The sequence below is a fragment of the Clostridium gasigenes genome, assembly GCF_900104115.1.
Taxonomy (GTDB): domain Bacteria; phylum Bacillota; class Clostridia; order Clostridiales; family Clostridiaceae; genus Clostridium; species Clostridium gasigenes.
This window is the reverse complement of sequence record NZ_FNJM01000002.1, coordinates 56,623-74,799: the sequence shown is the minus strand read 5'-3', so window position 1 is coordinate 74,799 and position 18,177 is coordinate 56,623. Positions and strand designations below refer to the sequence as shown.

Below are 18,177 nucleotides of genomic sequence, written 5' to 3'. Positions count from 1 at the left end.
GAAGAAATATGGAGCTGATTATAGAATTTGTATTTGAAGTGATTTTAGAGGGCGTTAATGATGTTTGGATCAAGTTTATGAAAAAAAGAAATCCGGATTATGATAGTAATAAAAGTAAGAAAGTATTTACTAAAATAATAGGAGTTATTTTGATATTGTTAACAGTTATATTTGTTTTGGCAATATTTTTTCTTATTGAATGGATATTCCCCAATTTATTTAATGTTGTAGGTCTTGATTAGGGAGCTTTTAATATAGGGAAAATATATAAGAATTTAAAATTAAATTTTTAATAAGGATATTAGTAAATAGAGCACTAGTAGTAAGTGCTTTATAATGGAGGGAAAGATATGTACACAAAGAGTGAGGTTTTACAAATTGCTAAGGCTCAATTAGGGCTAGATTATAGTTGTGATCTATCTAGGTTTGAAGAGGGAAAAAATACTTTGGTTGAAAATAAGCTTGTTGAGGGTAGACGTATTTATGATAATGATGGATGCTTTTTGAAGATACTTTGTTTAGGGGGAAAATCAATTATCACAGCATCACCTTCAATTATGCCATGGTGTGAAGAAAAACTTATAAATAAAAATGCTGCATGGCTTTTTGAATATCCAAATTTGCGAGAAATAGATAAAAAGTTAGGAGAGTTTGGACATGAAATAGCTGATGTGCATCATTATTATCTACCAAATGCAAAAGCTAGAGAAATTGAAGCTAAAACCACAGTGAAATGGTATGAAGGTAAAGAAATTTCACAATTTGAGAATGATGATAGATTTGGAGAGGCATTTGCCTTTGATGAGAATCATCCAGATATGATTGCAGTCGCTGCTTTTGATGATGATAAGATACTTGGTATGGCAGGTGCAAGTGCAGATAGTGAAACTATGTGGCAAATAGGTATTGATGTTATGCCAGAATATAGAGGCAGGGGTATAGGAACAAACTTGATTACACTTCTAAAAAATGAGGTTTTAAAAAGAGGGAAAATACCATTCTATGGTACAGTAGAATCACATTTAAATTCACAAAATATTGCCATTAGTGCAGGTTTTTTCCCAGCATGGGCAGAACTTTATTCGAAAAATAAAGATTAAGAACTAATCACCCCAGGGGTGTAATATTTTCCAAATGAATGAATAATAGGGGAGAACCATAATGAGTAAATTATTAAAATTAGTTTTAAGACAATTAGAGATTGATGATTTAGATGATTATTTATATTTAACCCATCCTTCACGTGAATTTCATAAGCTTAATGGGCCTTATTACGAGAAAGATAATGAAGCGGAATTGAAAAAATATATAGATGGGTTAAAAGTATTGTTACTAAAAGGTGAGAAAAATGTATTTAAAAATCAAAAAATAATAGCGAATAAAGATACTAATGAGATAATTGGACAAGTAAATTGGTATTGGAAATCAAAAGAAACTCTTTGGATGGAAGTAGGAATTATTATTTTTAATGAAAATTATTGGGGAAAAGGATTAGGGTATGAAGCTTTAAAAATGTGGATTAATGAAATTTTTAGAGAAAATCCAAAACTTATAAGAATTGGAATAACAACATGGTCTGGAAACAAAAGAATGATGAAATTAGCTGAAAAATTAGGAATGAAAAAAGAAGCAGTTTATAGAAAAGCAAGAATTGTTGATAATAAATATTATGACTCTTTAAGTTATGGAATATTAAAGGAAGAATGGATACATTAAGAGTTGTTGGGATATGATATTTTCCAATTGAAGGGAACAGCATGAATTAATTTTTATGCTGTTTTTGTATATAAAAAAATATATGTGTTATATAATTATAATATTGAAAATAAGTGAATTAGGGGTGAGAGGGTGAGAGGGTGAGAGGGTGAGCAAAGGGTTATTAGAAATAGCTACAAATGAAGAACTAACAGATATTATAGAAATACATTTTATTGAAGTACCTAAACTTAAGAAAGATAGTTATGAAAAAGATATGTTAGTTGCATGGACAGAATTTTTAAAGGACCCTGAAAGTGATAAAGTTAGGAATATTGAAATGAATGTTAATGAAATAAGAAGTGCTAAAGATGAACTGATAAAAATGAGCAATGACAGTGAACAAAGAGAAATATATGATATGAGATCTAAGATAGTAAAAGATAAAGTAAGTGCTCTTAATAAATCTAGAAAAGAAGGAAGAGAAGAAGGAAGAGAAGAACAACGAATAGAAAATGCAAAGAACCTCTTGAAAATAGGTGCTAGTATAGAAATGGTTGCAAGCGGAATAGGATTAACTATTAAAGAAGTAGAAGAGTTGCAGAAAAATTTAGAAAAGTAAAAAACGATATTATAAAGAAATAAGGTAGCTCATAGGGTTTACCTTATTATTGTATTAAACAATAAATTTAGGATAAAAGGGCTAAAACTATATAATAGAATAGAAGAAATAATTCTAATTTGTGGAAAATATATACAAATAAGCATATAATTAATTTAAGAAATAATATGACTTTAACTGGTGGATACTAAAAGGGGGGGCATAGCTATGGCAAGGTTAGTAATTAGGGATTTTGAAATGGATGATTTTTTAGGTATAAATAAGCTAATGGATGAAGTTCATAAATTGCATATAGATAATAGACCTGATATTTATAAAAAGACAGCTGTAGTAATGTCTAAAGAGGATTTTACAAATAGTTTAAGTAATGATAAAACAATTTCAATAGTAGCTGAAATAGATTCAATTATTGTAGGGTTATGTATTATTTCAATTAGAGATAGAATAGATAATAAAGCACTAGTATCAAGAAAAGTAGCTTTTGTTGATAATTTATGTGTTCTTAAAGATTATAGAAAACAAGGTATAGGAAAAAGATTATTTAATGAAGGAAAAAAACGTGCATTAGAATTTAGTGTAGATAGTTTAGAGTTAATGGTATGGGAGTTTAATAAAAAGGCAATAAATTTCTATAAAAGTGAAAACATGAATACAAGAAGTAGAATTATGGAATTAAAGTTATAGTAGGAAACTAAAAGAAGTAGGAAGGAGATAATTATAATGATAAGACATATTGTAATGTGGAATTTGAATGAAGGCTTTACAGAGGAAGAAAATAAAATTAATTTGCAAAAAATTAAAAATGAACTAGAAAAATTGAAGGACATAATTGAAGGGATTATTAGTTTAGAGGTAATAATTGATCCTATAGCTGGAAGCAATAAAGATTTAGTTCTTAATAGTTTATTTAAAGGCACAAAAGAATTAGAAAACTATCAAACACACCCAGAACATCTTCGTATAGGTAAGTTTGCTCGTAATGTAACGTGTGATAGAGTTTGCATTGATTATGTAGAATAGTAAAATAGAGGAGAATAAATTATGAAGATCAATCAAAAAAAATTATCAATAGTAGTAATTGGATGTAGTCTTATTACTTTATCTTTAGCGGTGTTAGCGTTTTTTGATAAGAAATACATGGATATTATGATGATATCTTTAGGTATTATTCAAGTACTTGGTGGAATAAGCCAAATTAATATGTCAAAGCAGATAAATTCAAAAGGTATTATTAAAGGTAGCAAAAAAGTAGGGATATTTGTAATTAGTATTGGAGTTTTAATTATTGGAATGGTGATTATTAAGGTAATTATATAGTAAGGGATATTCAAATAAATATAAGAATATAGAAAAAATTCTTCTTTTTGCTTCAAGATCAAGAGGAGATAATTCTTTGAAAAGCGATATCGATTTAGCCATATATTCACAAGGATTAACTGGGGATTTTGTTGAAGAAATTGAAACAAAAACATCTACATTATTAGAGTTTGATTTTTCATATGAGCTTACTCATAGAACACTTAATGAATTTATGAAGTATTTAGTTGTGACTTTAGAAAATTCATTTCCAAGAACTATATTTAAAAAAGCTTATATAAATAACTTAATCTCTGATGATTTAGTATGGATTAATTTATTAGAAGATAGAAATTCTACATCACATATATATAATGAAAATTTAGCAGATGAAGTTGCAAAAAGGATAATGAATGATTATGTTGCAGCGATTGGTGAACTAGTTAAAAATTTGGAAGGGTTGTTATAGGGCACCCCAGGGGTGTAATATTTTCCAAATGACAAGTGATTATTAAATGAAATTAATAATCAATCTTCATATAATCTTCATATTAGTTAGATACAATGTATTATGTATTGTAACAAAAAAATATGGAGGTAGTAAATATGAGTAATTTAATTTTTAACTATTTAGTGTACATGGTATATTTTTTGGGGATGGGATTAGTCTCAAGCGGCATAGTATTAATGCCTTTTAATATAATGAGATATTCTACAATATTGGTAATTGGATTAATTCTTTTTATATCTGGAACGATGTTTAATGAGGTTGTGATCAATAAAAACAAATTATCAGCTATAGAAGTTACCAAGTTAATAATTGTATCATTAAGCTTGGCTATAGGAATAGGAATGATAAGTGGTGGAATTTCTCACTTTAAAGAAAATCCTAATTATGTATCATATCTTATACCAATAGGAATAATTGTTTCATCAATAAGTTTTACAGTAAAGAATAACTACAAATTGAACAAACAAAATAAAATAAAGCTATGCGTTGCACTGATAATTCTAGCTTTAGCTATACATATTACACTAAGCTTTTTTGCATCAAGTATGCTTGGAAATGGTGGAGATATTTTTAATAATATGAATAATATGCATAAGTAAAATAAATGGAGATGCCTCAAGGTAGAAATTGATTTCTATGTTGAGGCATCTCTTTTTCATGTAAAATATAAAATTTGTAGCTTAAGGCGAAATAGATTGTACTAGTATAAACTAGGGTTGCTAGAATCTATAGCCCAGAACTATCAGAAAACCGGTAAGTACAACAACTTGTTGTACTTACTAGTGACAACTTGGACCTAGACTTGGATTTGGACTTACTGGTGGTATAGATGAATCAGATTTTGATGTGTCTACTGTATCAAGTTTATCTACAACTTTTATCACACCTCGTATCATTCCCATCCAACAACTAAAGTTTATATCCTTGTCTCCAGGAGTAAATTCAATAATATTTTCACCACTTTTTAATTTTAACTGTTTGTTTAAGGATTTCACTACAATGGTATTATTACAAGATGTAAGCTGTTTTCCATCAATTATCCACTTAACAGGAATTCCTTTTTGAACGTAAAATTCATTAGGTGTATAACCATTATTAGAAGCTGTCATATTTATAACTTGAACACCATCTTTTATAATAGCCTTAGAAACATTTGAATTAGAAGAACCATTTGAGGTTCCGTTTGAGTTGCCAGTTAATAAATCTTTTGGACTATTTGAAAGTGCTGCCAAAGGATTAATATTTATACCAGCTAAGGCTAATCCTCTGTTTCCCATAATTAGACCAAGAACTATAATAAGAACTCCACTAAATTTTAGTATTTTTTTAGTATATCCCTTACTTAAAAGTCCAGATAATGCACCAAAGGTTAGCATAAGAGGGACTGTTCCTATCGAGAACATGAACATCGATAAGGCACCTTTTGTAGCACTTCCTGTACCTAGAGCAAAAAGCTGCATAGTTTGCAAGGGGCCACATGGCATAAGTCCATTTAAAAGTCCAACTATAAAAGGAGAACCAGATTTGTTTTTAACTTTACATGCAGAATGAGGCAATTTAATAGTGAATTTTCTAAATGCACTAAACCCTGCCATATTAAAGCCCATCATTATCATAAATACACCAGCAAATAATTGCATGATAGCTTTTGCAGTTATTGAAAGTGAGAATACAGAACCAAGAGCACCAATTATTCCACCTAGGATAGTATAAGATACAACTCTTCCTAAATTATATAAAAGGGATGGTTTAATAGCTTCAAACTTGTTAGTGCTTTCTTTAGATAAACTTTGGGAAAGCATAATCCCACCGCACATCCCTACACAATGTATAGAGGTAAGAACTCCTACAACAAAGAGAACCGCATAAGAAGCATTAGTAAGTTTGGATTCCATATCAAAGCCACTAGTTTTCATGCCAAGCAGAATCACTGCAGCTACAACTATAAGAATTCCCATAAATTTATAATCATTTGAACTTTTAGTGCTATATCCAGCTTTTTTTATACTAGCTTTAATTTTATTAATATTACAGAGTTCATCATCGTATTTTACAATAGCAAACTGACCACTATAATCAGCTTTGGCATTTAATACACCCTCCAGTTTTATAACAGCTTTTTCAACTGAATTTTCACAAGATGTACAGGTCATTTCATACACTTTAAATTTTTCACTTCTAATACTCATAAATTTCCTCCTCATTACTTTCATAGGGGTATAAGACGTCCCAATTTAATTAATTTCAATTAGTAAGTAATGTAGCAAAAGTTAATTTAGAACTTTTACCACATAAATATATATCTGTAGATTAAAGTGTCTTATTCAATGTTAGGCATAGTGAAATAAGAACATGATTAAAGTATATAAAATAAATATGTTGATTATATGAAGATGAAAATAGATAAAGTGTTAATATGTTATGAAAAATAATAGAAATAAACGCACTGTGCTTTGGAAACAGTGCGTCTATAGTTACTTATATTAAAATGTATTAATTATTTAATAAATTTATATAAGATTTCATTTCTTCAAGGGTCATAGCACCAATTTTTTTAGAAACTATGTTACCTTCTTTATCAATGAAAAAAGATGTTGGTATTGAAACAATATTATATTTTATAGCAACATCCTGGTCAGAGTCTAATAGGATATCAAAAGTATATTTATTTTTTTCAATAAAAGACTTTACAGTTTGTTTATCTTCTCCTAAATTAACAGCTAAAATAACTAAATCAGAATTTTTATTTTCTTGATAAAGTTTTTCAATGTCAGGCATTTCAGCTTTACATGGAGGACACCAAGTTGCCCAAAAATTTAGAAGTACATTTTTGCCCTTAAAATCATTTAAGGAAACATCTTTCCCATTTAAATCTTTTAATTTAAAATCAATAGCTTTCTCTTTAGTTGTAGTCTGCGAATTTTCCATGTCAATTTTATTACCATCGGTTTCAACTGGTAGACTGATATTGTTTGAATTTCCTAGATTTATAGTTTTATTTTTATTATAATTTATCACCGTATAAAGGCTTACACCAAATAATATGGTAATTGCCAAAATAAAAAGAGATTTTTTCATACATAGCCTCCTTATAGGAATCTGAAAGAAAATAATGAGTCAAAGATTCCTTATAGTAATATGTTATTAATATTTCTAATTTAATGATTATTATGCATTATATACATAGTATAAATATATTTAGGGACTAAAATCAGTGATTAAAAATTGATAAAATTCATATATCTACTTATTATATTAACAGTATTTGTAAAGACCATAATTCCCATTATTATAAGTAATAAACCACTTATAATAGAAATAATTGGAGTATACTTTAATATCTTATTTTTATATTTCATAAAACTATCTATTGCCATTGCTGTAAGTATAAAAGGTACTGCAAGACCTAGTGAATATATACTTAATAATAATATACCTTTATAAATAGTGCCCAAACTACTAGAATAAATTAATATTGAAGATAATATAGGGCCAACACATGGAGTCCATCCAGCAGCAAAAGACATTCCCATAAGAACTGGGCCAAATTTTTTGCTTAAGGTGTTAAAAGGTAAAAATTTTTTTTCATAATAAAAAAACTTAATTTTTAATATACCTAGGGTATGGAGCCCAAAAATTATCATTAAGGAGCCACCTATTTTTCTAAAGACACTTTGGTTTTTAATTATTACTTTACTTAATGTAGTAGCTGAGGCTCCCATAAGAATAAATATAATAGAAAAACCTAGGGCAAATCCTAAAGCCTTATAAAAAGTAGATAATTTGGATTTTGTATCATTAGTTTCATTTATAACAGAACCAGTCAAATAGCTTATATAAGCTGGAACTAGTGGTAGTACACAAGGAGATAAAAAAGAAAGTACACCAGCCGAAAAGGCTAAGATCAAAGAAATATCATTCAAGTTAAAATCACCTCCTATAAATAACATTAATTATTACATATTATCATTAATATGTGAAGATTATATGAAGAAGTATTTTTGTATGGAATAATTAAGCATGTAACGATAGGGGAATAAGCTGAATATATTAATTAGGAGATTAATAATTAAGTAGGTGGTAAATATGTACCTATCGATACCAGATGTTTTTTTAGTACCAGTTCATTATGATGAAGAAGATATTTTTAATATAAAAAAAATAGTAATATTGCAAGACTACAATTTTGATAGTGGTTTTACAAATAAAACTGCAAAGAGAAAGGAATTAGTAATAGGTCTATCTTTACCTAGCCAAAGAGAAGAGATATTTGTTAGGGCGAAGGCGTGCATTGAAAAATACGCTAAAACTAAAGGAATTACCGTAAAGGTAGAAAATGCTGATAATGATGCAGACAAGCAAGCTTCACAAGTGGAAAATTTAATAGCACAAGGTATAGATGTATTGATTTTAGCTCCTGTAGATTCATTAACTGCAGCAACTATGGTTGAAAAGGCTCATAAAGAAGGAATCAAGGTACTAGCCTTTGATAGAATTATAAAAAATAGTGATTTAGATTTATATATTTCTTTTAATAGCACAAGGGTTGGACAACTTCAAGCACAGTTTCTTATTAAGCAAGTTCCAAAGGGAAATTATATTATTATGTCAGGAGATCCTGAGGATGATAATGCTAAGTTGTTCAAGGAAGGTGCAATGGACTATATAAAACCATTAGTTGATAAAGGTGATATAAAGATAGTTACAGAACAAGCAGTAGATAATTGGGATCCAAAGAATGCTTTTAAGATAGTGGAAGATTCTTTAATTGCTAATAAAAATAAAATTGATGCTATATTAGCGCCAAATGATAATACAGCAGGTGCTGTAATTCAAGCATTGCAAGCACAAGGTTTAGCCGGTAAGATTCCTGTAGCAGGACAAGATGGAGACTTAGCCGCTTTTAAAAGAATAGTTCAAGGAACTCAGTTAATGACGGTAATTAAAGATATTAGACAATTATGTAAGTCTGCTATAGATGCTGCAATAAAATTAGCTAATGGGGAAGTTGTAGATATAAATTATACTATAAACAACGGTAAAATAGATGTGCCTTCACTTCTTATTACACCAATAGCTGCAGATAAAAATAATATAGATAAGGTTCTTATAGACAGTGGATATGTAAAGAAAGAAGACGTTTATAAAATGTAATAGTAACTAAAGTAGCAGAATCGTATGGAGAGTATGGTACGATTTTATTATTGTTCAACGTCAAGAGCAGAAATGCTCTTTTTTATTTTGAAGTAAATATATTGAATGTAAATAAAAAAATAGTATCATCCAATTAGGGTTGGGTGATATTATTTTTTGATATTTTAATTTAATAAATTTCGTGCATAATTATCATTAATAGAAGCAAAATAAGAATGTTACGATTACGATACAAGGAGGAAATAGATATGAATCATAATCTATATTAAGATATATTCCATTCTGATGCAAGAAGTGCATATTCATATGTATCTTGCCAAAGGGGCTGATTATTCACGTCATTTTTAAAGTATATATTCTTCACAAGATGTCCTTCACGTCTCATATTCAATCTTTTAAGCAACCTCCATGATGATTCATTATCTGGATTGCACATTGAAATAATTCGTCTAGCTTTCAATTCTTTAAATGCATAATTAATAATAATTTGAGCACTTTCTAAGGCATAACCATTATGCCAATAAGTAGAATTAAATACATAGCCTAATTCGTAACTTTCATAGTCTTGCTGTGCTAAATAAAGATTGCCAATAACTTTCCCAGATTCTTTTAAACATACTGCCATAAACTCTTCATTTTCAGCCCTGTAAATAGCTTGATCTTTACTTCCTTCTTCTGAAAATGGCTCATAAGGTTCAAATCTAACTACTTTCTCGTCAGATAAATATTCATGTAGATCTTTCCAATCATCTGCACTAAACCTACGAATTATTAATCTTTCACTAACAATTTCATTCAATAAACCCATAAAAACTTTTCTCCTTTTATAAATAATATTTATGTTACAATATCTAGTAACGGTTACATAAATCCTATGTAAATATTACTATATATTTTATAAAATTACATTTGATTTACGTTATAAAATAATATGAATTATATTATTTTTATAAAAACCAATATGTATGAAATCCATAATTTTGAACTAATGCATTTTGAGGCACCTGCTTAATGGTTAAATAGGCATTTAAATAATCTCCTACACCAGATATAATATTCAGCATAGCAAAAATAATTATTGTTTGTGAAACTAATGAATTAGAGTCAAAAACACCAAGCATCCACAAGATATAGGGTATCAATCCTAAAACCACATTTGGACAAGATACAATCCATATAAAATTCCCTTTTGAAACTGGTGCATTACAGTAAACAAATGCTGCTAACTCATTGGGCTTAAACCATATCTCTTTAATAACATTTTTAGGGTAACAAAAAGCGTGTAAAAATTCATGAATAATAACAAAAACTAATGATAAAATGCTAGCGACCATGGTGGTTATTACTAAATTAAGAACGTTAATATTTTTAAATGTTATATCCCAAATTTCTATCTTACAAAGAATTAATATTAATAAAATAATAATTATTGGCGAAGAGATTAACGCACCTATCAAAAAAGCACTAGTAACATTATCTGGTTCTTTATATTGTATCGCTTGTTTTGGTAAATCACCCTTTAAAATCTGTGATTCATCTTTATATTTTCCCATGTATTTTATAGTGTACATAATTTTCTTCTCCTTCTGCAATTATAAATAATCTTCATCATATCTAACTAATAATACTATAAGTTTAGTTCCATTTTTCTATCTCTCGTTGACATTCCCAATGATTAGTAAAATTTAATAGCATCTTTATTAAATTCTGATACAACCAACTGTAGAGATAAAGCAGCTTATGTTTTTGCATAATCTACAATATACTAAAATATCAATCTTCAAATACCATTCTTTTGATGACTAGATTTAACGCAAAAATCATCTGTATAATATAACAATATTATCATGTATTTCATAAAAAATACAGATTTTAATGAAACTCCTATTAGTAATTTATAACCCAAATAATAAAACTCCAACCAATTATAATTCCATTGGTTGGAGTTTTAAATATCATACTATGAAAATTTTACCTTTCTGCAACAGTAAAATCAATTTCCTTCTTTAAATTTTTAAGCTTTAGCTTGAATTTGCTAAACATTATTTTTGAGATTTCAATAACTTTCTTAATTATAATAACCCCTAATTTACATTGTAAATTCACAACAAATTACTATTGTTAACTATATTATGATACCTCTTTTGAATACACTGGAGATGAATTTAGATCATGTGTTTTTTGGTTTTCTAATTTATATTTACTACTAAATAATCTTAAAGAGGTTAAAATTGCTCCAATCATGCAGATAGCTGCTGCAGTTATATATACAATTTTCATGCCGTAAATAAATGCATCATTTCTTCCTACTACGTAATCTGTTACATGATATCCAATTTTATAACTCATCCTGCTATACAAAAGAGTTGTGGATAAGGCTATTCCACATACCATTCCTAAATTTCTTACAAGTGCATTTACACTTCCTGCAATACCTAGTTTATCCTTTGGTACTGTGGACATTATCAAAGAAGTATTAGGTGATTGAAATAACCCATTTCCAAGTGACATAGTCCCTATAAAAATTACCATGCTTATAATTGAAGAATGTTCATTTAAAGTTGACATTAATAATAAGCCCACACTTAAAACCACAAGCCCAATAAAAGTTAAAATTTCTGAACCTATTTTATCTGATAAGTGTCCGCTAAAAGGTGACACCACAGACAAAACTAATGGGTATATCATCAGTAATAAACCAGTAGATGAAGGCGAAAACATCATCACATTCTGAAGATAAAAAGGTTGAATAATAGTTGAGCAAAAGATAGCTACAAAGGATATAAATCCACAAAATATACTCAGTGAAAACAATCTGTTTTCAAAAATTTGTAGCTGTAATAAAGGATCTTCACGCTTCTTTTCCACCATAATAAATACAATAAAAGAAACAATTGCAATTAAAAAACCTAACAAAATTATTGGCTGAGTAAATCCAACCTCTTGACCTTGACCTAGTGCTGCAAATAGAGGAACTATAGTAAACATAAACAATAACGCTCCCAGGCTATCCAATTTTCCCTTTGCGATTTCATGCCTTTTAGGAAGTATCTTAAAACTATAAAATAAAGTTATTATACCTATTGGTACATTTATTAAAAAAATATATTCCCAACTAGCTACTTGTACTATAAATCCTCCTAGTGGTGGGCCAACCAAAGCTCCAAGGGCCACAAAAGTTCCTGTGATTCCTAGTGCTTTTCCTCTTTCATTGGTTGGAAATACTTCAGTGATAATCCCTTGACTGTTGGCCATAGTGGCCGCGGCTCCTATTGCCTGTATTACTCTAGCTAAAACTAAGACAAGCAGTGAATTTGTTATTCCACAAAATAAAGAGCCTAGTGTAAATAAAGCTATTCCAAATTTGAATATCTTTGTTTTACCAACTATATCCCCCAATCTCCCGAAAACTAATATAGTTGCTGAAATTATAATTAAATAACTGGTTACTACCAGTTGAATACCTGCTGATGTTACATTTAAAGATTTCACCATCACAGGCAAAGCTACATTTACAATGCTGCTATCTAGAGTAGACATAAAAACTACCATTACAACTATAACTAAAATTACCCATCTATTTTTATTACTGCTATCATTTGCTACTTTCATTTATATTCTCCTTTTATTCTTATAATTTAAACTTTTTTCATATTATTTAAAATCTTATTCAAGGAATCTATGGTAATAACTTTCTCATTTTCACTTAAATCCTTTGTTATTAAATGTACCAACTTATGAATTTCCTTGAGGATATTTGGAATTACAATATTAGCTTTTTCTGTTAAATATAATTTATAGGCTCTAGAATCAGTTTCATCTTTTTCTCTATTTAAGTATCCAAGTTTTATAAGTTTAGTGATGGTCCTAGCTGACATTGCCTTATCACAACCTAATTCTTTACTTAATTTATTTTGGCTTATGCCTTCATTTTCATTTAATGTAAGTAAATAGGGGTAAGAACCGCTACTTAATTCATATTCCTTTAACACCTTATCCAAATAAATCTGGGTGGTTCTAAAAATTCTATTATTGAGTTTAATTAAATACATTATTTCGTTCAAAATATAACACCCCTTATACTAAATTCTCTTAAAAAATTTCTTATTTTGATTGACAAGTCAACCTTATTATAAGGTTGAGTTGTTGACTTGTCAACTATATATTTCTTCACCTATTTTTAATTATCCTGTTATTACTTTATATTATTATGAGTTAAATAAATAAATCCATAGTAATAATATTGTCGTGTATTTTAGATTATATGAAGTGCCATCAAAATATATTAGGAGTAAAATCAACATTAGATATGATCTAATTAACTAAAATGTAAATAAAAAAATAGTAGCACCCAATTAGAGTGGGGTGCTATTATTTTTTTGATATTTTAATTTAATAAATTTCGTGCATAATTATCATTAATAGAGGCAAAATAAAAATGTTACGATTACGATATAAGGAGGGGAAATAGATATGAATCATAATTCAAGCATAGGTTGTTCAGTAGCAGAATGTAAGTTTCATTGTAAAGATGATAACTATTGTACTTTAGATAATATTCAAGTAGTAAAGCATTCTCAAAAGGCAGATACTATTGAATGTACAGACTGTGGAAGTTTTAAGATAAACTAATCCAAAACCTAACAGAAGTGGAAAAATCCACTTCTGTCTTAATTTATTTTCATATTATTCAATTTCATACTCAATTTCTATAGCATAAAACAAAGGCTCTATTATTTATTTTATGATTACTTATGTTAATTAACATCTATATTAAGATATATTCCATTCTGATGCAAGAAGTGCATATTCATATGTATCTTGCCAAAGGGGCTGATTATCCACGTCATTTTTAAAGTATATATTCTCCAAAATATGTCCTTCACGTCGCATATTCAATCTTTCAAGCAACCTCCATGATGATTCATTATCTGGATTACACATTGCAATAATTCGTCTAGCTTTCAATTCTTTAAATGCATAATTAATAAGAATTTGAGCACTTTCTAAGGCATAACCATTATGCCAATAAGTAGAATTTAATACATATCCTAATTCATAACTTTCATAGTCTTGCTTTGCTAAATAAAGATTGCCAATAACTTTTCCAGATTCTTTTAAACATACTGCTATAAAGTCTTCATTTTTAGATAGGTAAATAGCTTGTTCTTTACATCCTTCTGCTGAAAATGGCTCATAAGGTTCAAATCTAACTACTTTCTCGTCAGATAAATATTCATGTAGATCTTTCCAATCATCTCTCTTTTTATTTCATTTGAAATGTATTTGCTTTAAAAATAATATCAAATAGTAAGGATTTTTTATCATTTATTTATTATAATATAGTAAGCAATATAAGTTATCAATTTTTAAAAAATATATTGATTACATATGGCAAAAAAATTATTTAATAAATATGAAAGGTTGATTTAAATGCAAAATATAAAAAGTTATACAATTTTAAACAACGGAGTAAAAATGCCTTGGCTTGGATTTGGCACATATAAGGTTGAAAACAAAGATACAGTTATTGAATCAGTAAAAGAAGCACTTAAAGTTGGTTATTGTCATATAGATACTGCTTCTTTTTATAATAATGAAGAAGCAGTTGGCATTGCAATAAAAGAAAGTGGAGTACCTAGAGAAAAAATTTTTCTAGTAAGCAAGGTTTGGAATTTAGATCAAGGTTATGAGAAAACTTTAGAAGCTTTTGAAACTTCTATAAAAAAGCTTGGAACAGATTATCTTGATTTATATTTAATTCATTGGCCACATCCTTTACATAAAGAAACCTGGAAGGCTTTAGAAAAACTTTATAAAGAAAAACGTATAAAATCTATTGGAGTAAGTAATTTTACAGTTAACCATCTAAATGACTTACTAGAAGATGCAGAAATTGTACCAATGGTAAACCAAGTAGAATTCCATCCTCTGCTTATTCAAAATGAGTTAATAGACTTCTGTAAAAAACATAAAATACAATTAGAAGCATGGTCACCATTAATGAGGGGTAAGATTTTTGAAGTCCCACTTTTACAGGAGCTTTCAAAAAAATACAGAAAAACAATATCTCAAATTGTACTAAGATGGGATTTGCAAATGCGAGTTGTTACTATTCCTAAATCAACAACTCCGTCAAGAATAAAAGAAAATACAGAAATATTTGATTTTGAACTAAGTAAAGAAGATATGAATAAAATTCAACAACTAGATAAAAGCTTAAGAGTAGGATCAGATCCTAATGAAGTTTATGCATGTCCAGATACATTCAATAAATAACTCATATTATAATAGCCATTGGTGCAGAACTTTTAAATATATAGCTGTTTTTTTAGGAGTGGATTATAATTATAGACTTAGAAAATTTTAGAAAAGAGTAGATAAAAAACAAGCATTGTAATTAATGCTTGTTTTTCGTCTTATACGAACTATTTATTAATAAATTTGTTGATTATCATATTATAAATAGAAAACAAAATAATACCAATCATCACCACCAAACTAACTATTATAAGTATTTTTTTCTTATTGTTCATATCAGTTCCATTAACTATTATTTTTCCATTTAAAAAACCGGTAAGTGGCATAATTGTTAAAATAAAACCGAAAAAACTATGTACATATATATATATGCATAAAAACAGAGTAAATAAATTAAGTAGTATTGCGGATATTACTGGATTTTTATAAATTATTGATTTCATAATATCAATCCCTTCATTAAAGTCACAATATCTAACAACTGTAACCCAAATTATATAAGAATATTATTCATTACGTAGTTTGCCAACGATGAGGTAATAAATCATCCATAATAACGACTTTATCTTTTTTTAGCATTACCTCACATTTATGATTGTCATCATGAATTTGACAAATAAATTCTCTACATCGTCCACAGGGGGCGACAATTGTTCCATCTTTATAAACTGCCATTAATTTAACTATTCTATTTTCTCAAGCAGTAATCATCGAAGCAAGTGCAGAATGTTCTGCACAAAATCTCATAGAACAAGGGGGATCTATACATACCCCAGTATGAACTCTACCATTTTCACTCAAAATTGCTGCTGCAACAGAACCTGAATGAGAATTTTTTAAAAGTTTTTTAGGATTCAATGTTTTTTTCAATAGTATATAATTCATCAAATGTCATAGTTATCATCCTTTCAAATACATGTCTAATATAAATAATATACACCATAAATCACCAGTATTCATTAAATTATAGAGATAATATTTGCTTTTGTTGATTTGATATTAAAATAAATATTAATCATAGTAAAGTATCTTCATAAAATCTTTATATAAATAATGTAGGATGTAATCAGATAATAATTATTTTAAATTTGAAAATATATAGGAGGAATAAGTATGAATTGTCACAAAGATAACAAAAAAAATAAATCAAAGCACAAACATAGCCCATTAAAGCACATGTTGCATATGGTTATTTGCTGTGGTTTACCTATAGTAATTATAGCTTTTTTACCACTTATAATGAGATTTAGTCCTAGTACTGGGGGAGTACTAGCAAGGATAGTACCATTCTTATGTCCAGTAATGATGATTTTAATGATTCCAATGATGATGGGTGGTAATAAAAACAAGAGCTGCTGTGAAAATAAAAATAATGATCATGGTAATAACGAAGTAGCAAAATTCAAGCAACCTATTGAATAATATATTCTATAATATAGGTGATTATTAATATTTGAGAGCCTTATGATTATTAAGAAATCATAAGGCTCTATTATTGTGAAAAATTAAGGATGTTCTTTTATTTGATTGAAATCTTCATATTTAAAAAATACATTTTTCAACATCGCAATCAAGACAACTCAAAATAGCGTAATAATGAGAAGTAACTATTAAGTTTGATAACATGGACATCGTTCTTTGATAACTGAATATAATGGCGTTTAAAAATTAGATAGATAACTCACATATGTACTTCAAAAGGAATACATTGTTAATGGATAAATTATTAATGGAGGTATTTACTTGGGATATTATATTAAAGTAGAAGGAAATGTAAATATTTATGTAGAGGATATTAACCCAGAGGGCGAGGAGACAATCTTATTTCTTCACGGTTGGCCTGGAAGTCATGAGTTGTTTGAGTATCAGTTTGATCAGCTTCCCAAAATGGGATATAGATGTATTGGTATAGATATGAGAGGATTTGGTAAATCAGATAAGCCTTACACAGGCTATGACTACGATCGATTATCAGACGATGTTCGAGCCGTAGTACATGCATTGAGATTAAATAATTTTATACTTGCGGGGCACTCCACGGGAGGAGCAATTGCTATCAGATACATGGCTAGGCACAGAGAATATGGGGTATCGAAACTTGCTCTGTTTGACGCAGCGGCTCCTAGTCTTATCCAGAGTCCTAATTTCCCTTATGGGGTACCAAGAAAAGTTATAGATGATATAATCCAGGGAACATATACTGATCGCCCTAAAATGCTGCGCGATTTCGGCAATATATTTTTCTTTCAAAATATAACGGAACCATTCTCTGATTGGTTCTTTCAATTGGGATTACAGGCAGCAGGGTGGGCAACTGCAGCTATTGCAAATACTTGGATAAATGAAGTACTGTTTTCTGATCTTGAAAAAATAAATGTTCCTACTTTAATTATTCATGGCATACATGACAAAGTTGTTCCATTTGCACTAGCTGAAGTACAAAAAAGAGGTATTAAAAATTCAAAACTTATACCATTTAAATATAGCGGTCATGCGACGTTCTATGACCAACGTAACGAATTTAACGAAGAATTGGTGAAATTTATCAAGAGTAATTTTATAAAAGCTATTTTAAAATAAGACTTCTAACATAATATCTATGTATATTATGTTAAAGTAACAAGTCCAGCGACACATG

At 28.6% G+C, this 18,177-nt stretch carries 22 protein-coding genes and 3 pseudogenes; 14 read left to right on the top strand and 11 right to left on the bottom strand.

Features of this window, described 5'->3' with window-relative positions; all coding sequences use genetic code 11:
• Positions 1–8: 8 nt before the first annotated feature.
• The 9 genes and pseudogenes from BLS77_RS05365 to BLS77_RS05325 all read left to right on the top strand — a co-directional run bounded on the left by BLS77_RS05365 (position 9) and on the right by BLS77_RS05325 (position 4,723).
• Positions 9–242, top strand: coding sequence for a hypothetical protein (locus tag BLS77_RS05365; RefSeq protein WP_089966684.1), 234 nt, complete (start codon positions 9–11; stop codon positions 240–242).
• A 108-nt stretch (positions 243–350) separates the two neighbouring features.
• The gene (locus tag BLS77_RS05360) at positions 351–1,100 is read left to right on the top strand and encodes a GNAT family N-acetyltransferase (protein ID WP_089966682.1); all 750 of its coding nucleotides are present in this window, start codon (positions 351–353) and stop codon (positions 1,098–1,100) included.
• Between the two features lie 61 nt (positions 1,101–1,161).
• The gene (locus BLS77_RS05355) at positions 1,162–1,716 is read left to right on the top strand and encodes a GNAT family N-acetyltransferase (RefSeq protein WP_089966680.1); all 555 of its coding nucleotides are present in this window, start codon (positions 1,162–1,164) and stop codon (positions 1,714–1,716) included.
• 148 nt (positions 1,717–1,864) lie between these two features.
• Positions 1,865–2,317, top strand: a complete 453-nt coding sequence (locus BLS77_RS05350; RefSeq protein WP_089966678.1) for an Rpn family recombination-promoting nuclease/putative transposase — start codon at positions 1,865–1,867, stop codon at positions 2,315–2,317.
• A 207-nt stretch (positions 2,318–2,524) separates the two neighbouring features.
• Positions 2,525–3,001 carry a GNAT family N-acetyltransferase gene (locus BLS77_RS05345; RefSeq protein ID WP_089966676.1) on the top strand — a complete coding sequence of 159 codons (477 nt, stop codon included), beginning with the start codon at positions 2,525–2,527 and terminating at the stop codon, positions 2,999–3,001.
• 36 nt (positions 3,002–3,037) lie between these two features.
• The gene (locus BLS77_RS05340) at positions 3,038–3,337 is read left to right on the top strand and encodes a Dabb family protein (protein WP_089966674.1); all 300 of its coding nucleotides are present in this window, start codon (positions 3,038–3,040) and stop codon (positions 3,335–3,337) included.
• Positions 3,338–3,358: 21 nt separating this feature from the next.
• Complete coding sequence (locus BLS77_RS05335) at positions 3,359–3,634, top strand: hypothetical protein (protein ID WP_089966672.1); 276 nt, start codon at positions 3,359–3,361, stop codon at positions 3,632–3,634.
• A gap of 19 nt (positions 3,635–3,653) precedes the next feature.
• Positions 3,654–4,082, top strand: a pseudogene (locus tag BLS77_RS05330) (HI0074 family nucleotidyltransferase substrate-binding subunit); the annotation flags it as partial.
• Positions 4,083–4,219: 137 nt separating this feature from the next.
• On the top strand, positions 4,220–4,723 hold the full coding sequence (locus tag BLS77_RS05325; protein WP_089966669.1) for a hypothetical protein: 504 nt from the start codon (positions 4,220–4,222) through the stop codon (positions 4,721–4,723).
• A 201-nt stretch (positions 4,724–4,924) separates the two neighbouring features.
• Here the strand turns inward: BLS77_RS05325 and BLS77_RS05320 are convergent.
• The 3 genes and pseudogenes from BLS77_RS05320 to BLS77_RS05310 all read right to left on the bottom strand — a co-directional run.
• Positions 4,925–6,313 (bottom strand): annotated as a pseudogene (locus BLS77_RS05320) (urease accessory protein UreH domain-containing protein); the annotation flags it as partial.
• A 304-nt stretch (positions 6,314–6,617) separates the two neighbouring features.
• On the bottom strand, positions 6,618–7,202 hold the full coding sequence (locus BLS77_RS05315) for a TlpA family protein disulfide reductase (protein ID WP_089966666.1): 585 nt from the start codon (positions 7,200–7,202) through the stop codon (positions 6,618–6,620).
• Between the two features lie 140 nt (positions 7,203–7,342).
• Positions 7,343–8,047 carry a cytochrome c biogenesis CcdA family protein gene (locus tag BLS77_RS05310; protein WP_089966664.1) on the bottom strand — a complete coding sequence of 235 codons (705 nt, stop codon included), beginning with the start codon at positions 8,045–8,047 and terminating at the stop codon, positions 7,343–7,345.
• Positions 8,048–8,210: 163 nt separating this feature from the next.
• On the opposite strand from BLS77_RS05310, the gene BLS77_RS05305 reads away from it, so the two are divergent.
• A complete protein-coding gene (locus BLS77_RS05305) occupies positions 8,211–9,278 on the top strand; it encodes a sugar ABC transporter substrate-binding protein (protein ID WP_089966662.1) in 1,068 nt (355 codons plus the stop codon).
• A gap of 265 nt (positions 9,279–9,543) precedes the next feature.
• Here BLS77_RS05305 and BLS77_RS05300 read toward each other — a convergent pair whose 3' ends face one another.
• The 5 genes from BLS77_RS05300 to BLS77_RS05285 form a co-directional block, all read right to left on the bottom strand.
• Positions 9,544–10,086 (bottom strand): GNAT family N-acetyltransferase, encoded by a 543-nt coding sequence (locus BLS77_RS05300; RefSeq protein ID WP_341423416.1) that lies wholly within the window; start codon positions 10,084–10,086, stop codon positions 9,544–9,546.
• Between the two features lie 139 nt (positions 10,087–10,225).
• A complete protein-coding gene (locus BLS77_RS05295; protein ID WP_089966660.1) occupies positions 10,226–10,849 on the bottom strand; it encodes a DUF3267 domain-containing protein in 624 nt (207 codons plus the stop codon).
• Between the two features lie 400 nt (positions 10,850–11,249).
• Positions 11,250–11,384: a hypothetical protein gene (locus BLS77_RS20510; protein ID WP_278336647.1), complete on the bottom strand. Its 135-nt coding sequence runs from the start codon at positions 11,382–11,384 to the stop codon at positions 11,250–11,252.
• Between the two features lie 24 nt (positions 11,385–11,408).
• Entirely contained in the window at positions 11,409–12,890 is a 1,482-nt protein-coding gene (locus tag BLS77_RS05290) for an MFS transporter (RefSeq protein WP_089966658.1), read from the bottom strand.
• A 26-nt stretch (positions 12,891–12,916) separates the two neighbouring features.
• Positions 12,917–13,345, bottom strand: coding sequence for a MarR family winged helix-turn-helix transcriptional regulator (locus BLS77_RS05285; protein WP_089966656.1), 429 nt, complete (start codon positions 13,343–13,345; stop codon positions 12,917–12,919).
• A gap of 406 nt (positions 13,346–13,751) precedes the next feature.
• On the opposite strand from BLS77_RS05285, the gene BLS77_RS05280 reads away from it, so the two are divergent.
• A complete protein-coding gene (locus tag BLS77_RS05280) occupies positions 13,752–13,910 on the top strand; it encodes a DUF1540 domain-containing protein (RefSeq protein WP_089966653.1) in 159 nt (52 codons plus the stop codon).
• Between the two features lie 141 nt (positions 13,911–14,051).
• On the opposite strand, the pseudogene BLS77_RS05275 reads toward BLS77_RS05280, so the two are convergent.
• A pseudogene (locus tag BLS77_RS05275) lies at positions 14,052–14,528 on the bottom strand (GNAT family N-acetyltransferase); the annotation flags it as partial.
• A gap of 183 nt (positions 14,529–14,711) precedes the next feature.
• On the opposite strand from BLS77_RS05275, the gene BLS77_RS05270 reads away from it, so the two are divergent.
• Entirely contained in the window at positions 14,712–15,557 is an 846-nt protein-coding gene (locus BLS77_RS05270; RefSeq protein ID WP_089966651.1) for an aldo/keto reductase, read from the top strand.
• Between the two features lie 149 nt (positions 15,558–15,706).
• Here the strand turns inward: BLS77_RS05270 and BLS77_RS05265 are convergent, their stop codons facing one another.
• Together BLS77_RS05265 and BLS77_RS20245 are read right to left on the bottom strand one after the other, a co-directional pair.
• Entirely contained in the window at positions 15,707–15,982 is a 276-nt protein-coding gene (locus BLS77_RS05265; protein WP_089966649.1) for a hypothetical protein, read from the bottom strand.
• A 253-nt stretch (positions 15,983–16,235) separates the two neighbouring features.
• Complete coding sequence (locus tag BLS77_RS20245) at positions 16,236–16,409, bottom strand: cytidine/deoxycytidylate deaminase family protein (protein WP_242873941.1); 174 nt, start codon at positions 16,407–16,409, stop codon at positions 16,236–16,238.
• Between the two features lie 243 nt (positions 16,410–16,652).
• On the opposite strand from BLS77_RS20245, the gene BLS77_RS05255 reads away from it, so the two are divergent.
• Positions 16,653–16,961: a hypothetical protein gene (locus BLS77_RS05255; protein ID WP_089966647.1), complete on the top strand. Its 309-nt coding sequence runs from the start codon at positions 16,653–16,655 to the stop codon at positions 16,959–16,961.
• Positions 16,962–17,282: 321 nt separating this feature from the next.
• Complete coding sequence (locus BLS77_RS05250; protein WP_089966645.1) at positions 17,283–18,119, top strand: alpha/beta fold hydrolase; 837 nt, start codon at positions 17,283–17,285, stop codon at positions 18,117–18,119.
• The last annotated feature ends 58 nt before the right edge of the window (positions 18,120–18,177 follow it).